This is a genomic window from Bradyrhizobium sp. (assembly GCF_049519115.1).
GTDB lineage: Bacteria > Pseudomonadota > Alphaproteobacteria > Rhizobiales > Xanthobacteraceae > Bradyrhizobium.
Genome location: NZ_JBEKRB010000006.1, coordinates 1 through 20491, shown reverse-complemented (window position 1 = coordinate 20491; position 20491 = coordinate 1). Strand labels below are relative to the sequence as shown.

The 20491-nt window shown below is 60.1% G+C and carries 15 protein-coding genes and 1 pseudogene; 3 read left to right on the top strand and 13 right to left on the bottom strand.

What is annotated here, in order from left to right; genetic code table 11:
- Positions 1 to 52: 52 nt before the first annotated feature.
- The gene (locus ABSE61_RS06840; RefSeq protein ID WP_423870332.1) at positions 53 to 292 is read right to left on the bottom strand and encodes a hypothetical protein; all 240 of its coding nucleotides are present in this window, start codon (positions 290 to 292) and stop codon (positions 53 to 55) included.
- Positions 293 to 803: 511 nt separating this feature from the next.
- Between ABSE61_RS06840 and ABSE61_RS06835 the strand changes: the two genes are divergently transcribed.
- Positions 804 to 1304 (top strand): hypothetical protein, encoded by a 501-nt coding sequence (locus ABSE61_RS06835; protein WP_423870331.1) that lies wholly within the window; start codon positions 804 to 806, stop codon positions 1302 to 1304.
- Between the two features lie 21 nt (positions 1305 to 1325).
- On the opposite strand, the gene ABSE61_RS06830 is transcribed toward ABSE61_RS06835, so the two are convergent.
- The 4 genes from ABSE61_RS06830 to ABSE61_RS06815 all read right to left on the bottom strand — a co-directional run bounded on the left by ABSE61_RS06830 (position 1326) and on the right by ABSE61_RS06815 (position 7815).
- The gene (locus tag ABSE61_RS06830; RefSeq protein ID WP_423870330.1) at positions 1326 to 3701 is read right to left on the bottom strand and encodes an efflux RND transporter permease subunit; all 2376 of its coding nucleotides are present in this window, start codon (positions 3699 to 3701) and stop codon (positions 1326 to 1328) included.
- A gap of 218 nt (positions 3702 to 3919) precedes the next feature.
- Entirely contained in the window at positions 3920 to 4753 is an 834-nt protein-coding gene (eutC, locus tag ABSE61_RS06825) for an ethanolamine ammonia-lyase subunit EutC (RefSeq protein WP_423870329.1), read from the bottom strand.
- Positions 4701 to 6287: a B12-binding domain-containing radical SAM protein gene (locus tag ABSE61_RS06820; protein WP_423870328.1), complete on the bottom strand. Its 1587-nt coding sequence runs from the start codon at positions 6285 to 6287 to the stop codon at positions 4701 to 4703. The genes eutC and ABSE61_RS06820 overlap by 53 nt, the downstream gene beginning before the upstream one ends.
- 145 nt (positions 6288 to 6432) lie before the next feature.
- Positions 6433 to 7815: an ethanolamine ammonia-lyase subunit EutB gene (locus ABSE61_RS06815; protein ID WP_423870327.1), complete on the bottom strand. Its 1383-nt coding sequence runs from the start codon at positions 7813 to 7815 to the stop codon at positions 6433 to 6435.
- A gap of 318 nt (positions 7816 to 8133) precedes the next feature.
- On the opposite strand from ABSE61_RS06815, the gene ABSE61_RS06810 reads away from it, so the two are divergent.
- The gene (locus ABSE61_RS06810) at positions 8134 to 9870 is read left to right on the top strand and encodes a methyl-accepting chemotaxis protein (RefSeq protein WP_423870326.1); all 1737 of its coding nucleotides are present in this window, start codon (positions 8134 to 8136) and stop codon (positions 9868 to 9870) included.
- An 87-nt stretch (positions 9871 to 9957) separates the two neighbouring features.
- Here the strand turns inward: ABSE61_RS06810 and ABSE61_RS06805 are convergent, their stop codons facing one another.
- The 6 genes from ABSE61_RS06805 to ABSE61_RS06780 all read right to left on the bottom strand — a co-directional run bounded on the left by ABSE61_RS06805 (position 9958) and on the right by ABSE61_RS06780 (position 18375).
- Positions 9958 to 10107, bottom strand: coding sequence for a hypothetical protein (locus ABSE61_RS06805; protein WP_423870325.1), 150 nt, complete (start codon positions 10105 to 10107; stop codon positions 9958 to 9960).
- A gap of 161 nt (positions 10108 to 10268) precedes the next feature.
- Positions 10269 to 11147 carry a transglutaminase family protein gene (locus ABSE61_RS06800; RefSeq protein WP_423870324.1) on the bottom strand — a complete coding sequence of 293 codons (879 nt, stop codon included), beginning with the start codon at positions 11145 to 11147 and terminating at the stop codon, positions 10269 to 10271.
- Entirely contained in the window at positions 11144 to 13654 is a 2511-nt protein-coding gene (locus ABSE61_RS06795) for a circularly permuted type 2 ATP-grasp protein (RefSeq protein ID WP_423870323.1), read from the bottom strand. Before ABSE61_RS06795 ends, ABSE61_RS06800 begins: the two co-directional genes overlap by 4 nt.
- Positions 13655 to 13698: 44 nt before the next feature.
- The gene (locus ABSE61_RS06790) at positions 13699 to 16974 is read right to left on the bottom strand and encodes a transglutaminase family protein (protein ID WP_423870322.1); all 3276 of its coding nucleotides are present in this window, start codon (positions 16972 to 16974) and stop codon (positions 13699 to 13701) included.
- Positions 16975 to 17450: 476 nt separating this feature from the next.
- Entirely contained in the window at positions 17451 to 17870 is a 420-nt protein-coding gene (locus ABSE61_RS06785) for a DUF488 domain-containing protein (RefSeq protein WP_423870321.1), read from the bottom strand.
- Between the two features lie 259 nt (positions 17871 to 18129).
- A complete protein-coding gene (locus ABSE61_RS06780; protein ID WP_423870320.1) occupies positions 18130 to 18375 on the bottom strand; it encodes a hypothetical protein in 246 nt (81 codons plus the stop codon).
- A gap of 452 nt (positions 18376 to 18827) precedes the next feature.
- Here ABSE61_RS06780 and ABSE61_RS06775 point away from each other — a divergent pair, with 452 nt between their 5' ends.
- Positions 18828 to 19232, top strand: coding sequence for a PAS domain-containing protein (locus ABSE61_RS06775; RefSeq protein WP_423870319.1), 405 nt, complete (start codon positions 18828 to 18830; stop codon positions 19230 to 19232).
- Between the two features lie 164 nt (positions 19233 to 19396).
- Here ABSE61_RS06775 and ABSE61_RS06770 read toward each other — a convergent pair.
- A pseudogene (locus ABSE61_RS06770) lies at positions 19397 to 19558 on the bottom strand (transposase); the annotation flags it as partial.
- A gap of 294 nt (positions 19559 to 19852) precedes the next feature.
- Entirely contained in the window at positions 19853 to 20302 is a 450-nt protein-coding gene (locus ABSE61_RS06765; RefSeq protein WP_423870318.1) for an H-NS histone family protein, read from the bottom strand.
- Positions 20303 to 20491: the final 189 nt, after the last annotated feature.

Genomic DNA, 20491 nt, shown 5'->3' with positions numbered 1-20491 from the left:
CGCACCTTGGAACGGGCGGCGGCGGACTTTCGAAGAAGGCTTTTTTAGGCTTTTATTGACCGTGACTGACAAGGACCTGATCGCAGGCCTTGGTCAGCTTGGCCCTGTTCTGCTGCAAGCAGTTCAGAACGGTGATGTCGCTGTCGTTCATCACGGCACGGCAGAATTTCTGAACGTCATGGGCACAGGCTTTCTGCTCCTCGGGCGTTCCGCCGTGTTGTTGTTGCTGGGCCACAGCCCCGGCAGAAACCGACAGCGCCAGCAGGGCGGCGACGAAGAAAGATTTACGCATTGTGTTCCTTTAATTCTTACGGCCGAGATTCTTACGACGGAGATTTTCTAACCCGAATAGCACGTGGCATCAGCGGGGCAGACTATTCAGATTGCGAAGGTCGCCGATCAGATTGCGAAGGTCGCCGATTTCGGCAAGCAGAAGCGCTGTTAAATGCGGCCAAATTTGCGGCGACCATCTCCCTAAATTGCGGCCCTCGAACGCAGATTTCGAGGAGCACGTAACCAATTGGCATTACACGGCATTTTTGTGGATGAAGGCGCAGGGCAATTACCGCGCGGCGAGAAACTTAAGATACCCGAAGTCACATTCGTTTCGCGAGTAAAAAAATGCTGATGCCTCACTCTTCGTCTCGGAGTGAAGAAAATTTGTCGCACTGAGAAGAAATTACTCAGCGAATGGCGCGATTCGAATGATCCTTTTGAACCAAACCTGTTGCCGGAACACCAAAGCACATGCGCGTGAAGAACGCCGTGCGCGAAAACGTCACATTCGAACGGGGCAATTCAAGATGAAACACATCGGTTCGGGATTGATTGGGCAAACGATCAAAGCGAGTGCAATTGTAGCAGCGCTGGTGCTGTCGACGTCGTCAGGTCACGCGCAAACGCGTCCGTTTGCCGGCTTTGACGGCGCATGGTCCGGCAACGGAACGGTTTCGCTCTCGGACGGCTCGACCGAGCGGCTGCGCTGCCGAGCGGTCTACCAGATCGACGGCACCGGGCTTGTGTTGAAGCAAACCCTTCGCTGTGCCAGCGACAGCTATAAGTTCGATCTTACCAGCGACGTCACCAGCCACGGCGATCATATTACCGGCAGCTGGTCGGAGACGAACCGCAATATTTCTGGCAGCCTGCTGGGAACCGCCGGCAGCGGCAAGATCGATGTGACGGTCGAATCCCCCGGCTTTACGGCAAGCCTGACGTTGCGGACGAGCGGCAACAAGCAGACGGTTCAAATCACTTCGAAGGGCGACATCAGGGGCGTATCGATCACGATGGTGAAGAGCTAGCTCTTCACCATCGCAGGTGAGCTACACGGCGGGTTCCGCGGGACGCGCCGTTCCGCGCAGCTTCATCGACAGGTTGATCAAAAACATCGCCGTCGGGCGCAGGATGAAGAGGTCGGCCACCAGCGCCGACACCATCGAGAATGCGCTCAACCAGCCAAACAAGCGCAGCGAAGGCAGATCGGAAAATACGGTCACGACCAGGCCACAGGCGAGCACCACGGTGGTCAGGATCAATGCCGGCCCGACCAGAACAGTGGCCCGCTCAACCGCAAGCTCCGGCGTGACGTCGGGCCTGGACTCAAGCCTCAAGCGATTGAGGAAATGGATGGTGGCGCTGAGCCCCAGCCCAAATGACACCGTCAGCGCGACGACGCTGGCAAATTGCAGCCCCTCCCCGAGCAACCAAAGCACCGTGCCGGACATAACCACCGGAAAAATGCCGGGCAGGATGCAGGAGAACATGACGACCACCGAGCGGAAGGCCAGCCCGATGAACATCGCAACCAGCGCAAATTCGATGGTCAGGCCGCGGTTGAGTTTTTCAATCATGTTGGCGGAATTGCGCGCGGCGATCGCAGACAGACCGGTCACCGCGATCTCGTAGCCGGGATGCGCCTTGCGCACGGTATCCAGCCCACTGTCGAGCTTTTCGACCACGGGAAGGATCTGGCTGGAATCCAGGTCCGGCACCCTGCCCGACACCACCACCGCATCCTGACTGGCCGAGATGAAACGGCGCACCAGATATTCAGGAATAACGCTGACATATTCCTTCAGGGTCGCGACATCCGAGCTGCCTGCTTTCTCCGCGAGCCAGCGCCGCAGCGTCTCCAGCGACCAGACATTGCCGACGCCGGCCTGCTTTTCAACCTGCGAATGAACATCGGCGATGGTTTGCAATGTTTCGGGCGAATAGAGCGAGGCGCCCTTCGGGAATTCGATCAGCACGTCGATCGCATTGGCGCCGGTCAACTTGGCGTCGAGACGGCTGCTGGCGGCCACCGCCTGCTGCTTGTCCGGCACCTGGTCTGCGAGACGATAGCGCGGTTCAAGATTGGCGTAGACAACCGCGAGGCCCCCGACGAACAGCACCGCAATGAGGCTGAACAGGCCGGGGCGGCCGACCATTCGCACCGCGATCCAGTAGCAGAAATTCCGCAGCATCTGCACGCCGGCGTCGGCGCCCTGGAACTTGACGGCAAACGTCTTTTCGTTGCGCACAAGCAGCACGCCGAATACCGGCACCAGCGACAGCACGGCGACAAGCGCGATGATGGTTGCGGCTAACCCCGCCTCGCCGAATTTGCGGATTAGGTCGGAATCCGAAAACTGAAGCGCAATGAACGAGATTCCGGCCGTGCCATGCGTCAGCACGCAAGCCGGGCCCACGACCATCACGGCATTGCGGAAAGCCGTGTACTTGTCCTGCCCCGCAATCAGGCGGTCACGCGCCGCAAAGGTAAGCTGCATCGAATCCGAAAAGCTGATCACCATGATCAGCGGCGTCATCACGTTCAAAAACATATTGAGATTGAAGTTCGCCCAGCCGAGAACGCCGAGCGCCAGCAGAATCGCGATAATCGGCGGGAACGCCGCCACCACCATGAACGATATCTTGCGGAAGAAAATGATGGCGATGATGCAGCCGGCCAGAATGCCGAGAATATTGTAGGTCAAACCGTCGCGCTCGACCGCGTTGCGGATTTCGAGCTGCATCACCGGAACGCCGGACAATTCAACGTTCAAGCCGGTGTCCCCGAGGTCCTCCTTCATCAGCTTTCTGATGTCGCCGATGGTTTTGGTGAGCTTGTTGCTCGCAACCACCTCCGGTTCAAGCGAGAGCACGACCAGCGCCAGCGTACCGTCTTCCGACAACAATTTGCCGCGAATGAGTTCGTTCGATTTCACCGTTTCAATGAACTTGTCGTAGTCTGCTCCTTGCGGCAATTCGGACGGAAACAGCGCCGCAGGGAATTTGCCCGGCGCCGGCGCCTGACGGGCCGAGAACAGCGAGATCAGGCCGCGTGTGCCCTCCACAAGTTGCAGGTCGGTGATGAAATCACGGAGCTTTTCGAGATTGTCGCGTGCAAGCAGATTTTTGCCCTCGACCACGACGAGCACGTCGAATTCCGTCGCCGGGAAGCGTTTGATTTCCGATTCATATTGCCGGTATTCGCGGGAGTTGGAACGGAAGAGCTGGCTTAAGGAGTCGTCGATCCTGATGCGCTCGATTCCGAAAACCGCGCCGATGATGAGCGCCACGAGAATGATGCAGGACCAGATCGGCGCCTGAACCGCGATGAGTCCGATCCTTTCGAGCCCAAAGGCAATGCTGCCCATCGGCCGCTGCTCGATTTTCTCGACGTGGACTTCACTCTCGCTGTTCTTTTCGAGCATGCCCTATCCAATTCTCACACTGGCCCAACCAGCCAACTCAAACTGCAGCAAAACAATCGAGCCTGGAAAGCTCCGACCGATCGGCGGAGTGCCATAATAGCCTTTGAAAATATACGATAATTTTGTGAGGCTGGTGTAGCAGGTCTGCCGGGCTTCTCGCAAGCTGCGCGCTAAAATGGCACAGCCCGAAGGGGTTGCCATCTCGCGGGATTTTCGCGTTAGCTCGAATTAGCGGCAATAGCGTGGCCCAACTGGATGCCGCTTTCGTCCTTCAGCCCGACCCCGGTGGATTGCCGCGCGAGGCCTTCGCGAATCAGCCAACCGATCTTTGCCGCCGCATCCTCGTAGCTGAGCCCGGCCCCGTGGATATTGGAAACGCAGTTTCGCTTTTCATCCGTTGTCCCGACCGAGGGGGCAAAGGTGAGATAAACCCCGAGGCTGTCTGCGGCGGACAGGCCCGGTCGTTCGCCGATCAGCATCACGGTCATGCGCGCGCCAAGAACGTCACCGATCTCATCGCCCAATGCCACCCGCGCGCCAGTTGCGACAACGGCGTGGCCGACGGCGATGACGTCGTCCGCCAGCAACGGCAGCAGCTTGCTCAACAGCGGAACCGCATGTGCGTTGACGGCGGTCGGGGAAAGCCCGTCGCCGATAATGATCGTAACCGGGCTTGCTTTGCCGCAGGGAGCCATCAGCTTGTGCCGCGAATCCGGGTCAAGTTTGCGCCCGAGATCCGGGCGGGCGAGATAGTCCTTGCGGGTCGGCGCCAGGCTCGAAACCCGCGTCGCTTCAAGACCGATATCGGCGAGGCCTTGCGCCAGGCCTTCGGTATCGAAAGCTGCGTGAACGGCGTCGCGCGCCCGCGCATGGTCTAGGGTGAATTCAAGCAAGGCCTTGGTCGGCAGGCTCGCGCCGACGATACCCAACGCGACGCGTGCCGGCGTCAACTCGCGCAGGCGCGCGAGCGACGACGGTGATACCTCGGTCTTGGTGGGATTACTCGGCAGGGACGGAAGCCTCGCGCAACCGCATGGAATAGTTTGACGCATTTTGCCGCCCGCCGGAGGCTCCGCGCGCAAACATGATGAGGTGATGTGCAACCATCATCGAGGAGATGAGGTACTCGATTTCGCCGCGGGCCAGACGACGCAGCGCGAATTTCCAGAATTCAAGCTTGTAGTCGCCGAGAACCCCGATCTTCCAGAAGATATTACGCAGCATCACCAGGCCGAGCTTGATGTTCGGCCACGTCAACTGCTGACGCGACGACGGCCGCTCGATCTGGCGGGGATAAGTTTCGCGGATTTGGTATTCGTAACGCTGCAACAATTTGGCGGGCTCATAGGCTACTCCCATGCACTTGCGCCAGGTGTCGACGACGTCCTTGTAAGGCTGACGAAAAACGACGTTGGACTCCAGCCCTTCGTCCTCGATCAGACGGTTCTCCCGCATCAGGCGGTCCCAGAGCGGGGTCTTGGGCAGCGCCTGAAGCAGATTGATGGTCAGAAGCGGGATTTGCGAGGCCTCGATAAATTCAAGCAGATGGGCTCCGGTTTCCGGCTTGTCGGTATCCAGCCCGAGAATTATTCCGGAGACGACTTCCATTCCGTAGCTGTTGATCGTCTGGATGCCTTCCATGATGGGGACCATCATGTTGTGATCCTTGTGCATCGCTTTCAGGGCCACCGGATCCGGCGTCTCGATGCCGCAAAAGATCGTGCTGAAGAACGCCTCTCGCATCCCGGCCAGAATTTCCGGCCGTTTGGCGATATTCAGCGTCGCCTCGCAGGAGAAGCGCAGAACAAAACCGGTCTTCTTCTGCCATTCGACCAAGTGCGGCAACAGGTCGAGCGCGGCCTTGCGATTGCCGATGAAATTGTCATCGACGAAATAAACCGAACCGCGGATGCCGCATTCAAGCAGCTTGTCGAGTTCAGCCGTGATCTGTTGCGGCGTTTTCAGGCGCGGGTTGCGGCCATAGAGTCCGGGAATATCGCAAAATTCGCACTGATAGGGACACCCGCTCGAATACTGGATGCTGCCCAGGAAATAGCGCTTGAGTTCGGCGAGTTCGTAAGCGGGAAGCGGAAAGCACGTCATGTCGAGACGGTTGGCCGTCTTGAGCACGACCTGCCGCGACGGGCGCGACGGATCGCGCGCCAGAAGCGCGATCAATTCATCGGTTGCATCGCCCAGTTCGCCGACATGCAGATAGTCGAACGAAGGATAGTAGTCGGGACAGGCGCTGACCGAAGGCCCGCCGATCGCAACTGCCAAGTTGAAGGCGTGCGCCCGGCGGCAAATATCGTTCATTTGCTGCCGCTGAATATGCATGCCGCTGACGAAGACGGCCTCCGCCCACTCGAAATCCTCAGCGGTGGCGGGGCGAATGTTTTCGTCGACGAACCGCACCGGCCAGTTTTCGGGCATATAGGCTGCGATCAGCAGCAGCCCTTGCGGGGGCATGAACGCCTGAACGCCGTCAGTCAGCGGATAGGAGTATTCAAACGTGCCAAAGGACGACGTGTAGCGCGGAAAGACGCACAAGATACGGCGCACGACGCCAGCGCTTTCAGCTCTCATAGCTCCCTCTGCGCCTTCGACTTTGACAAGTTAATCATGCAACCCCCAAGCTGGGCCACAAATTTTTCAGCATTGTGGCAGTGGCATAATCCCGCACGGGCCATATAGTTGCTAAGCCCCAGCCAGATGGGGGGCTTGCAGGTCCTCAGGCGATCAAACGCCGGGCAAAATCAGGCAATAGCTCGCCATTGGCGGCAAGACGAAAGCTTGCGTCGGCGATGCCTGTGCGAAGCAGCCACTCGTCGAATTCGGGCGCCCGCTTCAGTCCAAAAAGGTCCCGGACGTAGAGCGCGTCGTGAAATGACGTCGACTGATAGTTCAGCATGACGTCATCGGCACCCGGGACACCCATAATGAAGTTCACGCCGGCCGCCGCAAGCAGCGTCAGCAGATTGTCCATGTCGTCCTGGTCGGCCTCGGCGTGATTGGTGTAGCAGACGTCGACGCCGAGCGGCAGGCCGAGCAGCTTTCCGCAGAAATGATCCTCCAGCCCGGCCCGAATGATCTGCTTGCCGTCATAGAGGTATTCCGGGCCGATAAAGCCGACCACGCTGTTGACCAGCAACGGATCGAAAGCGCGCGCGACGGCGTAGGCGCGCGCTTCGCAGGTCTGCTGATCGACGCCGTGATGGGCATTCGCTGATAGCGCCGACCCCTGCCCGGTTTCGAAATACATTACGTTGTTGCCGACGGTGCCGCGCCGAAGCGAGCGGCCGGCGTCGTGCGCTTCGCGCAACAGCGCAAGATCGACGCCGAAACTGCGGTTGGCCGCTTCCGTGCCCGCGATCGACTGAAACACCAGGTCGATGGGCACGCCCTCGGCGATCAATCGAAGCGTCGTGGTGACATGCGACAATATGCAGGCCTGGGTCGGAATTTGGAGCCGGCCGATGATCTCGTCGAGCAGATGCGACAGCCTGCCAATGATGGCGGGATCGTCGCTGGCGGGGTTGATGCCGATGCAGGCGTCGCCGGCACCGAGGAGGATGCCATCCAGTATCGATGCGGTAATGCCTTTTGCATCATCGAAGGGATGGTTGGGTTGCAGCCGCACGCTCATTCGCCCGTTCAAACCGATCGTGTCGCGAAAAGCGGTGACGACCTCGCATTTCTTGGCGACCAGTATCAGATCCTGGTTGCGCATCAGCTTTGAAACCGCCGCGGCCATTTCCGGCGTGATCCCGCGCGAGATTGTCTTGAGGACCTCGCCGCTTGCCTTCCCGGAGAGCAGCCAGTCGCGGAATGATCCGACCGTCAACGAAGCGATCGCCGCAAAGGCTGTGGGATCATGACCATCGACGATCAGGCGGGTCACCTCGTCGGCTTCATAGGGAATGACCGTCTCGTGCAGAAACTGCTTGAGTGGTAGGTCTGCGAGCGCGATCCGCGCAGCCACCATCTGTTCGGCGCTTTCGGCGGCGATACCTGCAAGACGATCGCCGGAGCGCGGAGGGCTCGCTTTGGCCAGGAGATCGCGAAGGTCGTTGAAAACGTAGGCGGTACTGCCGATCGCGTGCCGATAGGCCATGTTTGCTCCGGACCGGTCAGCGCCGCCCGCCAACAACCCTATCGTCAGCGTAGCATTTTACTTGCCAGCCTGCGACACGGCGCCTCGCGTTATGTTGCATGACAAGCCGCTCCACTGGCCGGCTGCGCGACTATAATATTGATTTAATTTGCATATTTTACGCAACCTCCCCGAGATGCGAACCATCTATGGCCTCGAATCCCGCCCCAATCGCCCACGCAAGCGGCAATGGTTAAGATTTTCTACAGGAAGATTACACATAGTCGTTATGACGGCCGTTACATTAGCCTCCTGAGCGAGGCCACGGATGCCATATTCATGAATACGATTGCATCATCGAGTCTCAAAGGCTCAAGCTTTTCGCTTGCCTTCAAACTTTATTCGATATTCGCCCTGTTTGCGCTTCTGACGGCAGCCATTACTGCATTGTCCGACTACAACACCCGTCGCGGCACCGAACTCACCCAATCCATCGAAATCGCAAGCCAGGCTGCGCTCAATGTCGAGCGCGTCAATTCGCTGGTCTATGCCATGGTGATGGAATCGCGCGGGATATACATGTCGAGCGATCTGCCCGTCATGAAGAAGTACGGCGATGGTCTGCACAAATTCAGCGACCAGCTGCTTGGCGTCGTCAAGAACTGGGAATCGATCACCCAGGCAGACGACGCCCAGCAATTTGCCGTCTTTAAAAAGCGGATCGACCAATTCGTCGAATTCCGAAAAGAACTGGTTCGCCGTGCGGTCGAAATCAGCCACGAAGCGGGCCGGGAATGGGGCGACAACGATGCCAATCGCGAGGTGCGCATCGCTCTCAACAACGACCTTGGAGAGCTCTCGAAAGTCTATGCGGAACGCAGCAGGCGAATTGCTCTGGACACCACTTTGAACCGTCAGCTCGCGCTTCTCTTGACCTGCCTCGGCGGATTGGCGCTGGCTCTGGTCGGCGCCGGTATTTTCATCATTGCCCGAATGGTGGCCCGCCCGCTTTCGGTGATTACCACCACTATCAAGCAGGTCGCTGACGGTGCGGAGGGCATTGAGGTTCCGCATCTCGATCGGCAAGACGAAATCGGCGCACTGGCCCGCGCGATCCGGATCTTTCAGGAAGCGATGGATCGAAACCGCAACCTCAATGCACAAGTGCTCTCGGATTCCAAAGCGCGTGAAGAACGGACCCGGCAAATCGAAGCTTCGGTGGAGTCTTTCCGCGGCGCGATCGGAAGCGTGCTGGGCGCGGTGAACGACAATGCCTCCGCCATGCGCGATACCGCGCAGTCCATTTCGGGGGTTGCCGCCGACGCTAGCGGACGCGCGAACGCCGCGGCACGCGCCACCGAACAGGCCTCCAGCAACGTTTTTGCGGTGGCAGGCGCCGCCGAGCAACTCTCCGCGTCGATCGAGGAGATCGGCCGGCAGGTGCGCCAATCGGCCGAGGTGGTCGAGCAGGCCGGCCAGCGTACCGAAAAATCGGTTGCTGAAATCGAAAGCCTCGCCGCGGCGACCCAACGCATCGACGGCGTGCTCACCCTCATTCAGGCGATTGCCGAACAGACCAACCTTCTGGCGCTGAACGCCACGATTGAAGCCGCTCGCGCCGGCGAAGCTGGCCGCGGCTTTGCCGTGGTGGCCCACGAAGTCAAGGCGCTCGCCGGGCAAACCGCCAAGGCGACTTCCGAAATCGGCCAGAATATCAGCCTGATTCAGGCCTCGACGAAAAACGCGGTCGAAGCGGTGCGCGAAATCGGCACTGCCGTCCGCGAGATCAACGACGTCACGTCCAACATCGCGAGCGCGGTCGGGCAGCAGGATGCGGCAACACGCGAGATCTCGCAAAATGCGCAGCTCGCCGCCGACGGCAACTCGACGCTGGTGGCCAATATCGGATCGCTCAGCGAAGCCATCGAGAACACCAACAAGGGTGCCTCGTCCGTGCTGTCAACGTCGGGCGAACTCGCCTCGACGGCAGAACGGCTGTCGCGTGAAGTCGAAAAATTCTTCCGCGACCTGCGCACCGAAGGCGACGCCGCGCCGCGAAATGCGACCGCCAGCTAGCCAGACGCGATCCCGCCCGCGCGATCCGCGAAGGCCGATAAAAAACATTTTTGAACGGATTGAGGTGTCCCCGAGACGGCGATCGTCTCAGAACCAGGGATACAGGATCCGAAGGTCGCCCACGAAGATGAACGCCATCGACATAGCAAGTCCGCTGGCGCTGAACAAAGCGATCTGGTTGAAAAGACCGCCCTCAATCGAAGACGAGCCTTTGTTGGCGTTTGACGTATCCGGCATTCTTTCCCCCGCCTTGCACTTTACTGGTGCCTGTTTGCCGGTAAATCTACGGGGGGAGAGCTAAGCAGGTCTTACGCGCGGCTTCCAAATACGACAAATAGTAAATGCCTCGTTAAGAAACGACGGCCCGCGCGATCAACGCCACGCGAGCGACTTACCGGTCATTCGACCAGCAGCACGTCAACGGCCACGTTGAGCTTCTGCTTCCGCGATCCCACGATGATGCCGTCGACCGGCGATACGTCGGAGAAATCGCGACCGACGGCCAGAACGATGTGATCGTTCTGGACCAGGATATCGTTGGTCGGATCGAAACCGATCCAACCCAACCCGTCGCCGCACCACAGCGATACCCAGGCGTGCGTGGCGTCCGCGCCTTGCAGACGCTCTTTCCCGGGCGGCGGTATCGTCCGCAAGTAGCCGCTGACATAGGCCGCCGGCAGGCCAAGACCGCGCAGGCCCGCGATCATGACATGGGCGAAGTCCTGACAGACGCCGTGGCGTTTTTCGAACACTTCGTTGAGCGGTGTCGAGATGACGGTCGCCTTCGGGTCGTATTTGAAATCGGTCCTGATCCGGTGCATCAGATCAACCGCGCCGGCCAGGATGCCGCCGCCGGGCGCAAAGCTCGCCGACGCATAGGCAGTCACCGGACGCTGCACCGGCACCAGCGGGCTTGCGAAAACATATCCGATCGGGGAAGCCGGACCGAGACTCTTGGCTTCGATGGCGACATCGCGAACGCTTTCCCAGGCGCGGCTTTGTGCGCGGCGATCCGGCGCATTGCGCGACACGGATACGCGCGATCGGGAATCGATCCGCAGACTGCGGTGCGCCGCCTCGATCAGGATACTTTCGGTTTGCGTGCCGAAAAAGTCTCGCCTGACCGTTCGGTCCGCCGGACGCGGCCTGATGTCGACGGTGTGAGAAATCAGTTCCTGTCCGTCGCCGCTTCGCGGTTGCAGCCGCAGCGAGCACCGCGCGAAGCTGACCGGACTTTCGTAACTGTATGAGGTGACGTGACGGATGTCGTAGATCACGCAAGGCCCGTCAGTTTCTCGGGCCTCGAGGCATTCGGCCCGTGCGGAAAATAGTGCTGTCCGATCGCATCGGCGAGGTGGAGCAGGTCTTGTTCAAGGCCAAACAATGCCTGGGTCGACAGGCTCGCGGCCTCGGCCGTCGTCAGGACCGCCTGCGCCGCGACGGCCAGACGTTGCGGCCGTTCGATCAGTCCGCCTTCCTTCAACGTCGGCAGGCTGGCGATGTGGTCGTTCAGCGCCGAAACCTGGAACGCCACCGATCGCGGATTGTAGGGATCGAGAACTACGAGGTCGCGCACCGGCGCGAGTAGCGGCCCGACCAGATAGCGCGAGCGGTAGGTGATCTGACAATCCACCAGCGTCAACAGAGCGTCGAGGTCTTCGCCAGTCGCCTCGTCATAGGCAAATTGGCGCGCAAACCGCACCGTGTTGATCGCGCGTTCGACGCGGCGGCCCATTTCGAGGAAACGCCAGCCCGCGGCGCGATTCATGTTTTCCTGGGCGAGGCCTGCAAAGCTTGCCAGCTCCTGCAACGACAGTTCGGCAGCCCTGATGACGCCGTCATCGTCCTCGACTTCCTGCGCCAAACGCTCCGCCATTTCGATAATGACCTGCCAGGCATCCGGCGAGAGGCGCTCGCGCAGCGACGTCGCCATGCGCTGGGCCGAGCGCACCAGCGACAACGCCGAACCGAAGCGCTCGTCGTTTTGCAGCGCTTCGGCAACCACTCTGCCAGGCTGCGACCGCGCGGTTTGCGACGTCGCGCCCCATGCTAGAAGAAGCCGCTGAATCCGTTCCACGGTATGAAGCACGGTCGACGATCCCCTGACGGGATCGCGCGGCGAGCTTGCAAGCGCCCGTATCAGCCGCAACGTCGCTTCGGCGCGTTCGAGGTAACGGCCCAGCCAGAACAGGTTGTCGGCGGCCCGGCTCGGCACCCACCCCGCGATGCGCCGGATGCGCACCGTATCGGTGGCCGGCAACAGCGTCGTCGCCGGCACCGCCCGGTCGGAAACCACCCACACGTCGGCGGCGCGGGCGCCGTCTCCCATCGATACGGCTCGCGCGTCAGGCTGCTCGGCGATCCGGCAGAAGCCGCCCGGCATGATCGTCCACCCCTGATCAGTCGCTGCGGCAAAGACCCTCAGCACGAACGGCCGCGGTGCGATCCGCCCCTGATCCCATACCGGCATGGTCGATAGCCGCACCAGTTCCTGGCCGACGAAGTCGATGCCGCGATCGCTGATGGCCGTCGTCAGCCGTTCGCGATCGGCCGCCGGCAACCCTCCGGCCAGCACCGGGCTTTGACCCGGAAAGCCCGGTACATCCCGGCGATAGGCGCCTTCGATCGCGATCTCGTCGAGCCGCGACAGCACTTCCTCGCGGGCGGAGGCCTGTCCGCACCACCAGGTCGCGATATGCGGCATCTTCAAATCTTCACCGAGCAGGCGCCGGCAAAGACTTGGCAGGAAGCCGAGAAGAGCGCGCGCCTCCAGCACACCGGAGCCCGGCATGTTGGCGACGACGACGCCGTTCTTGCGGAGCACGTCGATCAGCCCGGGCACACCGAGTTGCGAGGACGCGTCGAGTTCGAGCGGATCGAGAAAATTGGAATCGACCCGGCGCAACAACACATCCAGCCGCTTCAACCCCGCGACGGTGCGGATATGAATGCGATCGCCGCTGACCGCGAGATCGTCACCCTCGACCAGAAGGAAACCGAGATAGCGCGCCAGCGTTGCGTGCTCGAAATAGGTCTCGTTGAACTGGCCGGGCGTCAGAAGCCCGATGCGCGGCTCGTCCCGGTCGGCGCCGGCGCGCAGGGAGTCGCGGAACGCCTCGAAGAACGGCGCGACGCGCTCGACATTCATCGACTTGTAGAGGCTGGCGAAAGCGCGCGACAGCACCAGGCGATTTTCGAGCGCATAGCCGGCGCCGGACGGCGCTTGCGTCCGGTCGCTCAATACCCACCAGCGTCCGTCGGGTCCGCGGCCGACGTCGGCGGCATAGAGGCTGAGATATCGCCCGCCCGGCGGCTTGATCCCGCACACGGGGCGCAGATATTCGGGGCTGCCGGCAATCGCGGCCGCCGGTATTGCGCCCTCAGTGATCAGCTTGCCCTCGCCATAGAGATCGCTCAGCACAAGCTCCAGCAGTTGGGCGCGCTGCACGATGCCTGCGGTCAGTTGCCGCCATTCGGCCTCATCGATCAGAAGGGGCAGATGGCTCAACGGCCACATCCGGTCGGCGGTCTCGCCGGGAGCGCGATAGCTGACGCCGGCTTCCCGCAGATGCCGGTCGGCGGTGCCGAAGCGCCGTTCGATCTCAGCTGGCGTCAGGGTGGCGATGGCTTCGAAAAAACGGCTCCAGACCGCACGCGGCGTGCCACCTTCCGCGATATATTCATCGGGAATTCCTGGAAGTGGCACATAGTCGCGCATCCACTGCGCCACGCGGCGGCTGCCGGGACGGGCCTTGTTTCCTTGTCCGATTCCCTGGTCGGCCATCCCTTGAAATCCTCGACTCTCTTCCGCGCCTTACACTGCAGTGTTCAATGCAAGAGTGGCGTCCGCAAGTCGAGAGTCAGGGGGAATTCAATTGTGCGCTCCTCCGGCGGCGGGTCGATCGTGCCGGGGGTGTGGCCATGATCCTGAAACCGGGCGAGCCGGCGCGCCTCAGCCTCGTAGGAATTGACCGGCTTGGTATCGTAGGTTCGCCCGCCGGGATGGGAGACATGGTAGACGCAGCCGCCGAGCGAGCGGTTGTTCCAGCTGTCGATCAAGTCAAACGTCAGCGGCGCATGGACGGGAATGGTCGGGTGCAGGCCGGACGCCGGCTGCCAGGCCTTGAAGCGGACGGCCGCGACCGCCTCGCCCGAGCGCCCCGTCGGCGTCATCGGCATCCGCCGGCCATTGCAGGTGACGATATGTCGGCCTTCAACGAAGCCTTCGGCCTTGATCTGCAACCGCTCGACCGAGGAATCCACGTAACGCACGGTGCCGCCAGCGCTCCCCTCCTCGCCAAGAACATGCCAGGGTTCGAGCGCCTGACGGACTTCGAGCGAGACGCCGCCGTGATGCACCCGGCCAAACACCGGAAAGCGAAATTCGAGCTGGGCTGCGTACCATTCCGGCGAGAACTCATAGCCGGAATGCCCGAGTTCGGCGAGCACATCGAGAAAATCTTCCCACAAAAAGTGCGGCAGCATGAAGCGGTCGTGAAGCGTCGTGCCCCAGCGTACGAACTTCCCTTGCTGCGGCTCGCGCCATAACTTGGCGATAAGCGCGCGGATCAGCAATTGCTGGGCGAGCGACATCCGCGGATCGGGCGGCATCTCAAGCGCGCGAAATTCAACGAGGCCAAGCCGCCCGGTCGGGCTATCCGGCGAATAGAGCTTGTCGATGCAGATTTCGGCGCGATGGGTGTTGCCGGTCAGGTCGACCAGAATGTGCCGGAACAGGCGGTCCACAAGCCACAGCGGAATCTCTTTTCCCGGCGGCGGCACATGGGCGAGCGCGATCTCCAGTTCATAGAGGCCGTCATGCCGGGCCTCATCGATGCGCGGCGCCTGGCTGGTCGGGCCGATGAACATGCCGGAGAAGAAATACGACAGCGAGGGATGACGCTGCCAGTACAACACCAGGCTCTTCAACAGATCCGGCCGGCGCAGAAACGGCGAATCCTTTGGCGTGCCGCCGCCGATCACCACATGATTGCCGCCGCCGGTTCCGGTGTGGCGGCCATCGACCAGGAATTTATTGGCGCCGAGTTTGATTTTTGCCGCGTCTTCATAGAGACCGAAGGTGATATCGACGGCCGAACGCCAGTTCGTCGACGGCTGGATGTTGACCTCGATGACGCCGGGATCGGGCGTCACCTTGATCACCTCGATGCGGGGGTCGAACGGCGGCGGATAGCCCTCGACATGCACCTTGACATGCATGTCCTCGGCGGTCGCTTCCACCGCCGCGATCAGTTCCAGATAGTCGTCGATCTTCTCCACCGGCGGCATGAACGCACACAGCACGCCGTCGCGGATTTCGATCGACATCGCGGTACGAACGCCACCACCGCCCTTGAGCTGCTGTTCCTGCACCTGCTGATGCGGCGCGCTCTCCGCCGGCGCGCCATCAAACACCGGCAATTGTTCCCGCGGCTCCAGCGGGTCCTGTTCGACGATGTAGGGATATTCGTCGGCGGGAATATGCGGCAGTGAGGCGATCGGCAGCCGAAGCCCCAGCGGCGAGTCGCCCGGGGTCAGAAACAGGTTATTCCGGCGCAGCTGCCAGCGTTCGCTCTTCCACTTGCCGGCATCCGCGTTCCAGCGCTGAATCGGCAGCACGAACCCACGCGGCTCGTTCAAACCTTTGTCGAACACCCGCGCCATCCGCGCGCGCTCTTCGGGATCGGACAGTTTGGAATCGCTGGGATCAACATTCGGCGGCAGGCCGGCTTCCTTTTGCAGCCAATGGCCGGGATCTTCAAAGGCGGGCATCACGAATTCGGAATCAACTCCCAGGCGTTCGGCGGTCTTTTCCGCGAAATGCTGGGCCTCCTCGACGTTAGCCTCGTGCGGTCCTTCGATATCCGCGATCAGGTCGGAATTCTTCCAGATCGGCACGCCGTCCTTGCGCCAGTATAGGCCAAAGGCCCAGCGCGGCAGGCTTTCGCCCGGATACCATTTGCCCTGCCCGTAATGCAGCAGGCCGCCCGGCGCAAACCGCGTCCGCAACTTGCGAATAAGCTCATCGGCGAAGCGGCGCTTGGTGGGACCGACCGCGGCGATATTCCATTCCGCAGATTCCATATCGTCGACCGAGACGAAGGTCGGCTCGCCGCCCATCGTCAGGCGAACGTCGCCGGCCACCAGATCGGCATCGACCTGCTCGCCGAGCTTGTCGAGGCGCGCCCAGGATTCATCCGAGAACGGCCGGGTGATCCGCGGCGCTTCACGGATTCGTTTGACGCTCATCTCGAAGCCGAATTCGACATTGGCGAATCCAGCCGCCCCGCTGATCGGCGCCGCCGTCCGGTAATGCGGCGTGGCGGCGACAGGAATGTGCCCCTCGCCGGTCAGCATGCCCGAGGTGACGTCAAATCCGATCCAGCCCGCGCCCGGCAGGTAGACCTCGGCCCAGGCGTGCAAATCCGTGAAGTCGTTTTCGACCTCGCGTGGTCCTTCGACCGGGTCGATATCCGGGCGCAACTGGATCAGGTAGCCGGAGACAAAACGCGCCGCGAAGCCGAGATGCCGCAAGATCCGGATCAATAGCCACGCTGAGTCGCGGCAGGAGCCTGCGCCTGATCCCAGCGTTTCCTCAGGCGTCTGAACGCCCGGCTCCATCCTGATGATGTAGCGAATCTTTTTCTGCAGTTCGGCGTTCAGATCGACGAGGAAGTTGACGGTACTGCTCGCCTCCCGCCTGATGCCTGCGACGTAAGCGGCCAACAGCGGACCGGGCTCGGTGGTTGCGAGGTATGGCGCCAGTTCGGTCTTGAGATCGGCGTTATATTCGAACGGAAAACTGTCGGCGGATGGCTCGACAAAGAAATCGAACGGATTGATCACGGTCATCTGCGCCGAGAAATCAACCTCGATTTTCAGCTCATTGGCTTTCTCGGGGAATACGAAGCGGGCAAGCCAGTTGCCTTGCGGGTCCTGTTGCCAGTTCACGAAATGATTGGAGGGCGTCACCTTGAGCGAATAGCTCAGGATCGGAACCCGCGTATGGGGCGCCGGCCGCAGCCGGATGGTCTGTGGACCGAGGTCGATCGGGCGGTCGTATTTGTAGTGCGTGACGTGGTGAAGTGCGACGAAGATCGACACGAGAGGGGTGCTCCAGCAGCTTTTTTAAGCAGAACACCTGATCAGACCGACATCAAGCACTAACAACGGGCATCGGATGCCTACGGGCATGGCGGAATTAGCTGGTATTTCTCCGTCATGGCCGGGCTTGACCCGGCCATCCACGCCTTCCTCTGTTTCAGCGCACAAGACGTGGATGCCCGGATCAAAATTTGCTTGCAAATCAATCAGCAAACTATCGCAGGCAAAGTTGCTGCTCGGAAGGCGATCCTCACCGGAGGGTTACGAGAAGCTGATCGTCTTCAACGACCAGAATAAGCGGTAGATTTTTCACCCATGCCCCCCTAGTCCCGCCGCACAAAAGCAGCCGTGACATCACGCAGGAGTGGCGATTTAGTTCCGCAGAATGTGTGCAAAAGTGATCATAGAGGTCAATACGGGCCGGAAAACCAAAGGCAACTTCGTCCGCATCTATTCCAGACAGTGGCGAAGCCACGTCAGGTTTGTCCCGCAGCTGTCGGGCGGCCCCGTTTGCTGAGTACCCTCACAGACGGGGGCCGTTCCTTTTGACACCGTGTCGCGAGATATTCTGAAAGTACTTGAGCTTGGTTGTGCTCAACGTCGCGAGCCGAATAGAGAAGCGTAACCGGCCCCAGCTGGCAAATGCTGCGCAGCTGTTCTACTGCTGGATTGCGGTCGAGCTCTGCAAAGTAACGAGCACGGAATTGCTTCCAACGCTCGGTACGATGGTCAAACCATTTTCGCAATTCGGCGCTTGGCGCGACGTCCTTAAGCCAAGTTACCTCTCCTAGATTCTCTTTGCTAATCCCGCGGGGCCAAACACGGTCTACCAAAATGCGCCGCCCGTCAGTAGGCGACCGCTGCTCATAAACTCGTTTGATCTGCAAAGTTGCCATACCCGCGCCTAGGCTTCTGAGAAGGCATTCTATCGGCTCGAACAAGTCCGTTGATAGGGTCAAATCGGGCTTCGCTATTGCAACATCGAATAGTAGTCGATGTCGCAGATAGATCACTAGCGACACTTGACCCCGAGCTGCTCATTTCTGGTCTTCACCGACTAGCGGATATCCGCTTGGTCGTCCGGCATGTCTCAATAGTGCCATCGGGCGACAAACGCGAAGTTTGCCTTCAACAACCGCCATCGTTGCTGGGCCTTTAAGGTGGACAGCCGTCGGCCACCCATTTAGCGAACAGATCAATGCGGGATTGCGGCCATGGGCCTTCGCCCCTTGGCGGTGGCGGCGGCATGACGGCGCCGCCAATTCCACGAATGCGGTCGTAAATAGAGGCTGCGTGAGCTTTGACTTCATCATAGCTCGCCAGGTTGAACCCCTTCATCATCCCCTTGATGTCTCGCTCAGTAAAAAGCGGACGAATATCGGCTTGAAAGCTTGTGGTCATCGTGCCTCCTTTCGTGACTAGGGGAGAAGTTTCTCAGGCAAACCCGCAGGCGCGTTCAATTCACATGGGAGCGCAATTTATACCGAAGGCGATAGCGAGGATACAGAACCTTTCGAATTTTGGGATCAAGCAGCGGCCGCTTCCCTTTGGCGACGCGAACGTGATGTCGACGCTCACGTCCTTGAAGATAGTAAGGACCTGCGCGCCCTTCGAGCGATAAGCCCGTCATGCGTCCGGGGTTTGCCCAGTGGGACCGGCGCCGTTTTTACAGGGATGACTGCACAGAACTCACTCATCTAGTGAGCGCCAATCCCTCATACATTGATATAAGTAACATCTTCCCAACGTTGAATGGTCCAGGAGGCAGCGGGCGGAGATTGTGGGGTTGAGGGGACCGGTATCGTAAGGCGGAATTGTTGCGATATAGGTTGGCTAAATGACAGGTGACGCAGATGATCGGGAATGAAGCCCAGCTCAAGCGGAGCGAATTCTACCTCAGCGAAAGTCAGCGAAGCAGCTTGGCAGGAACGTTCTCGTGGCAGTTGGGTACGGCCGAGTTGATTTTCTCTGAGCAACTGCATCGCATCTTCGAGTTTGAGCCCAACACCGATCCGACTTTTGCGATGATAGCCGAGCGTGTTTATCCAGACGACATCCCCGTCCTAGCCGATGTTCACGCGCGGGTGCGGGGAAGTGTCGACAATCAGGATTGCGAGATACGGCTGCAAATGCCTGATGGTCGGTTAAAGTGGATAAGACTTTTCGCTCGTGTGAATCGCCATGACAATGGCCAAGAGGAATGTGTCGGTGCGGTCCTGGATGTCACGGAGCGCCGACTTGCCGCACGTCGCCGGTAGCAGGTATTGAACCGCGTCCGGCCGCAGCGTGTAGAGCAACGCGAAGATAAAATTCAGCGCTATTACAAAAACGAAGGCCGTTTGCGCAAAGGCGGGCCACGGTGCCGCGACCAATAGGTGGTAGCGATCGTAGGTCGCAGCGGGCCACGCCGCTCGATGACGTTTGCGGCCTGGATGAACAAGGTTCTGAGATACTTGCTCCCGCGCTTGGAGATGCGACCCAGGATGGATCGACCACCTGTACTGTACTGGCGTGGGACGAGACCAAGCCATGCGCCGAAGTCTCGCCCGCGCTCGAATGCCTCGCCGGTGCCAATGTTCGCGACAGAGTAAATGCATGGAACGGATCAATGAGCGCATTCAGAGTCTGGTGGCACTAATGGTTGCTGGTCAACCTGTCCGTTAATGAGACCAAAGATGCGTGCGTATTCCCATCAAGGCCACGGCCCGCGAGCCGATCAAGCAGGCCGGATACATATCAGCGACTTCCGCTATCCACGCGCAACCTCTATTGCAAAACGCAGCCGGTCCATACATTCGTGCCACGAGCAGGCATCAGCCTTTGGAGGAATCTTCGCGATCGGACGCTGGACCTTTGTATAACAGGGGCTCAGGCGTCTTCAGTGCGCCCGAGAAATCAGCAGTTCGTCGACCTTTTTTCCTGACCTTAGTTGTGCCCTGACCCAGTGCGGCTGCTTCCCTCGACCAGACCAAGTTTCAAAGGGCCTCTCCGGATTGCGATATTTTGGATGAACCTTCGGATAAGCTCGACGCACCTTTTGTTCGTGCTCGATGCGTCCGTCGAGACGAGCCAAGCGATTTTCTAGCTTTTGCTTTTCAGCGTCCAATTTCATTGACAGGATCGCACACACTTCCTCGTGCAGCGTCCAAAGTTGGTCCGCGGACATCATTTCGAACTTTCTATTTTTCATGTTGGCCTCCCCGCCGATGCCACTCGCATCGCCAACCGCCACTCGATCATGGCTCTGTTCGGCTCCCGAGGAGTGTTCAATATTGCTCCACCATTCAAAAATAGTCGGCGAAAGAAGCGGCGGCTTTCTGGCCGACATTCGTCCAATTTCTGACCTGCCGATTGTCCGTCCGGGTCAAAAGCCTCACTTCGACCGCGCGTCGTTAACTTTCGCGGTAGGGACGCGAGTTACCTCGCGCCCCCCGCACAGATCCGTACGGGCCCAATTCGGGCATACGGCTCCCACCTTGGGTGTCTGACGGCGAAGCGACTTTCTGGCCACGGATGA

Excerpts from the sequence above, each read along its gene's own strand:
- ABSE61_RS06830 (WP_423870330.1), bottom strand. The coding sequence starts at position 3,701 with ATGCTCGAAAAGAACAGCGAGAGTGAAGTCCACGTCGAGAAAATCGAG.
- ABSE61_RS06820 (WP_423870328.1), bottom strand. The coding sequence starts at position 6,287 with ATGAGAGCTGAAAGCGCTGGCGTCGTGCGCCGTATCTTGTGCGTCTTT.
- eutC (WP_423870329.1), bottom strand. The coding sequence starts at position 4,753 with ATGCGTCAAACTATTCCATGCGGTTGCGCGAGGCTTCCGTCCCTGCCG.
- ABSE61_RS06810 (WP_423870326.1), top strand. The coding sequence starts at position 8,134 with ATGAATACGATTGCATCATCGAGTCTCAAAGGCTCAAGCTTTTCGCTT.
- ABSE61_RS06780 (WP_423870320.1), bottom strand. The coding sequence starts at position 18,375 with ATGACCACAAGCTTTCAAGCCGATATTCGTCCGCTTTTTACTGAGCGA.
- ABSE61_RS06785 (WP_423870321.1), bottom strand. The coding sequence starts at position 17,870 with ATGGCAACTTTGCAGATCAAACGAGTTTATGAGCAGCGGTCGCCTACT.
- ABSE61_RS06765 (WP_423870318.1), bottom strand. The coding sequence starts at position 20,302 with ATGTCGGCCAGAAAGCCGCCGCTTCTTTCGCCGACTATTTTTGAATGG.
- ABSE61_RS06840 (WP_423870332.1), bottom strand. The coding sequence starts at position 292 with ATGCGTAAATCTTTCTTCGTCGCCGCCCTGCTGGCGCTGTCGGTTTCT.
- ABSE61_RS06835 (WP_423870331.1), top strand. The coding sequence starts at position 804 with ATGAAACACATCGGTTCGGGATTGATTGGGCAAACGATCAAAGCGAGT.
- ABSE61_RS06815 (WP_423870327.1), bottom strand. The coding sequence starts at position 7,815 with ATGGCCTATCGGCACGCGATCGGCAGTACCGCCTACGTTTTCAACGAC.
- ABSE61_RS06775 (WP_423870319.1), top strand. The coding sequence starts at position 18,828 with ATGATCGGGAATGAAGCCCAGCTCAAGCGGAGCGAATTCTACCTCAGC.
- ABSE61_RS06795 (WP_423870323.1), bottom strand. The coding sequence starts at position 13,654 with ATGGCCGACCAGGGAATCGGACAAGGAAACAAGGCCCGTCCCGGCAGC.
- ABSE61_RS06805 (WP_423870325.1), bottom strand. The coding sequence starts at position 10,107 with ATGCCGGATACGTCAAACGCCAACAAAGGCTCGTCTTCGATTGAGGGC.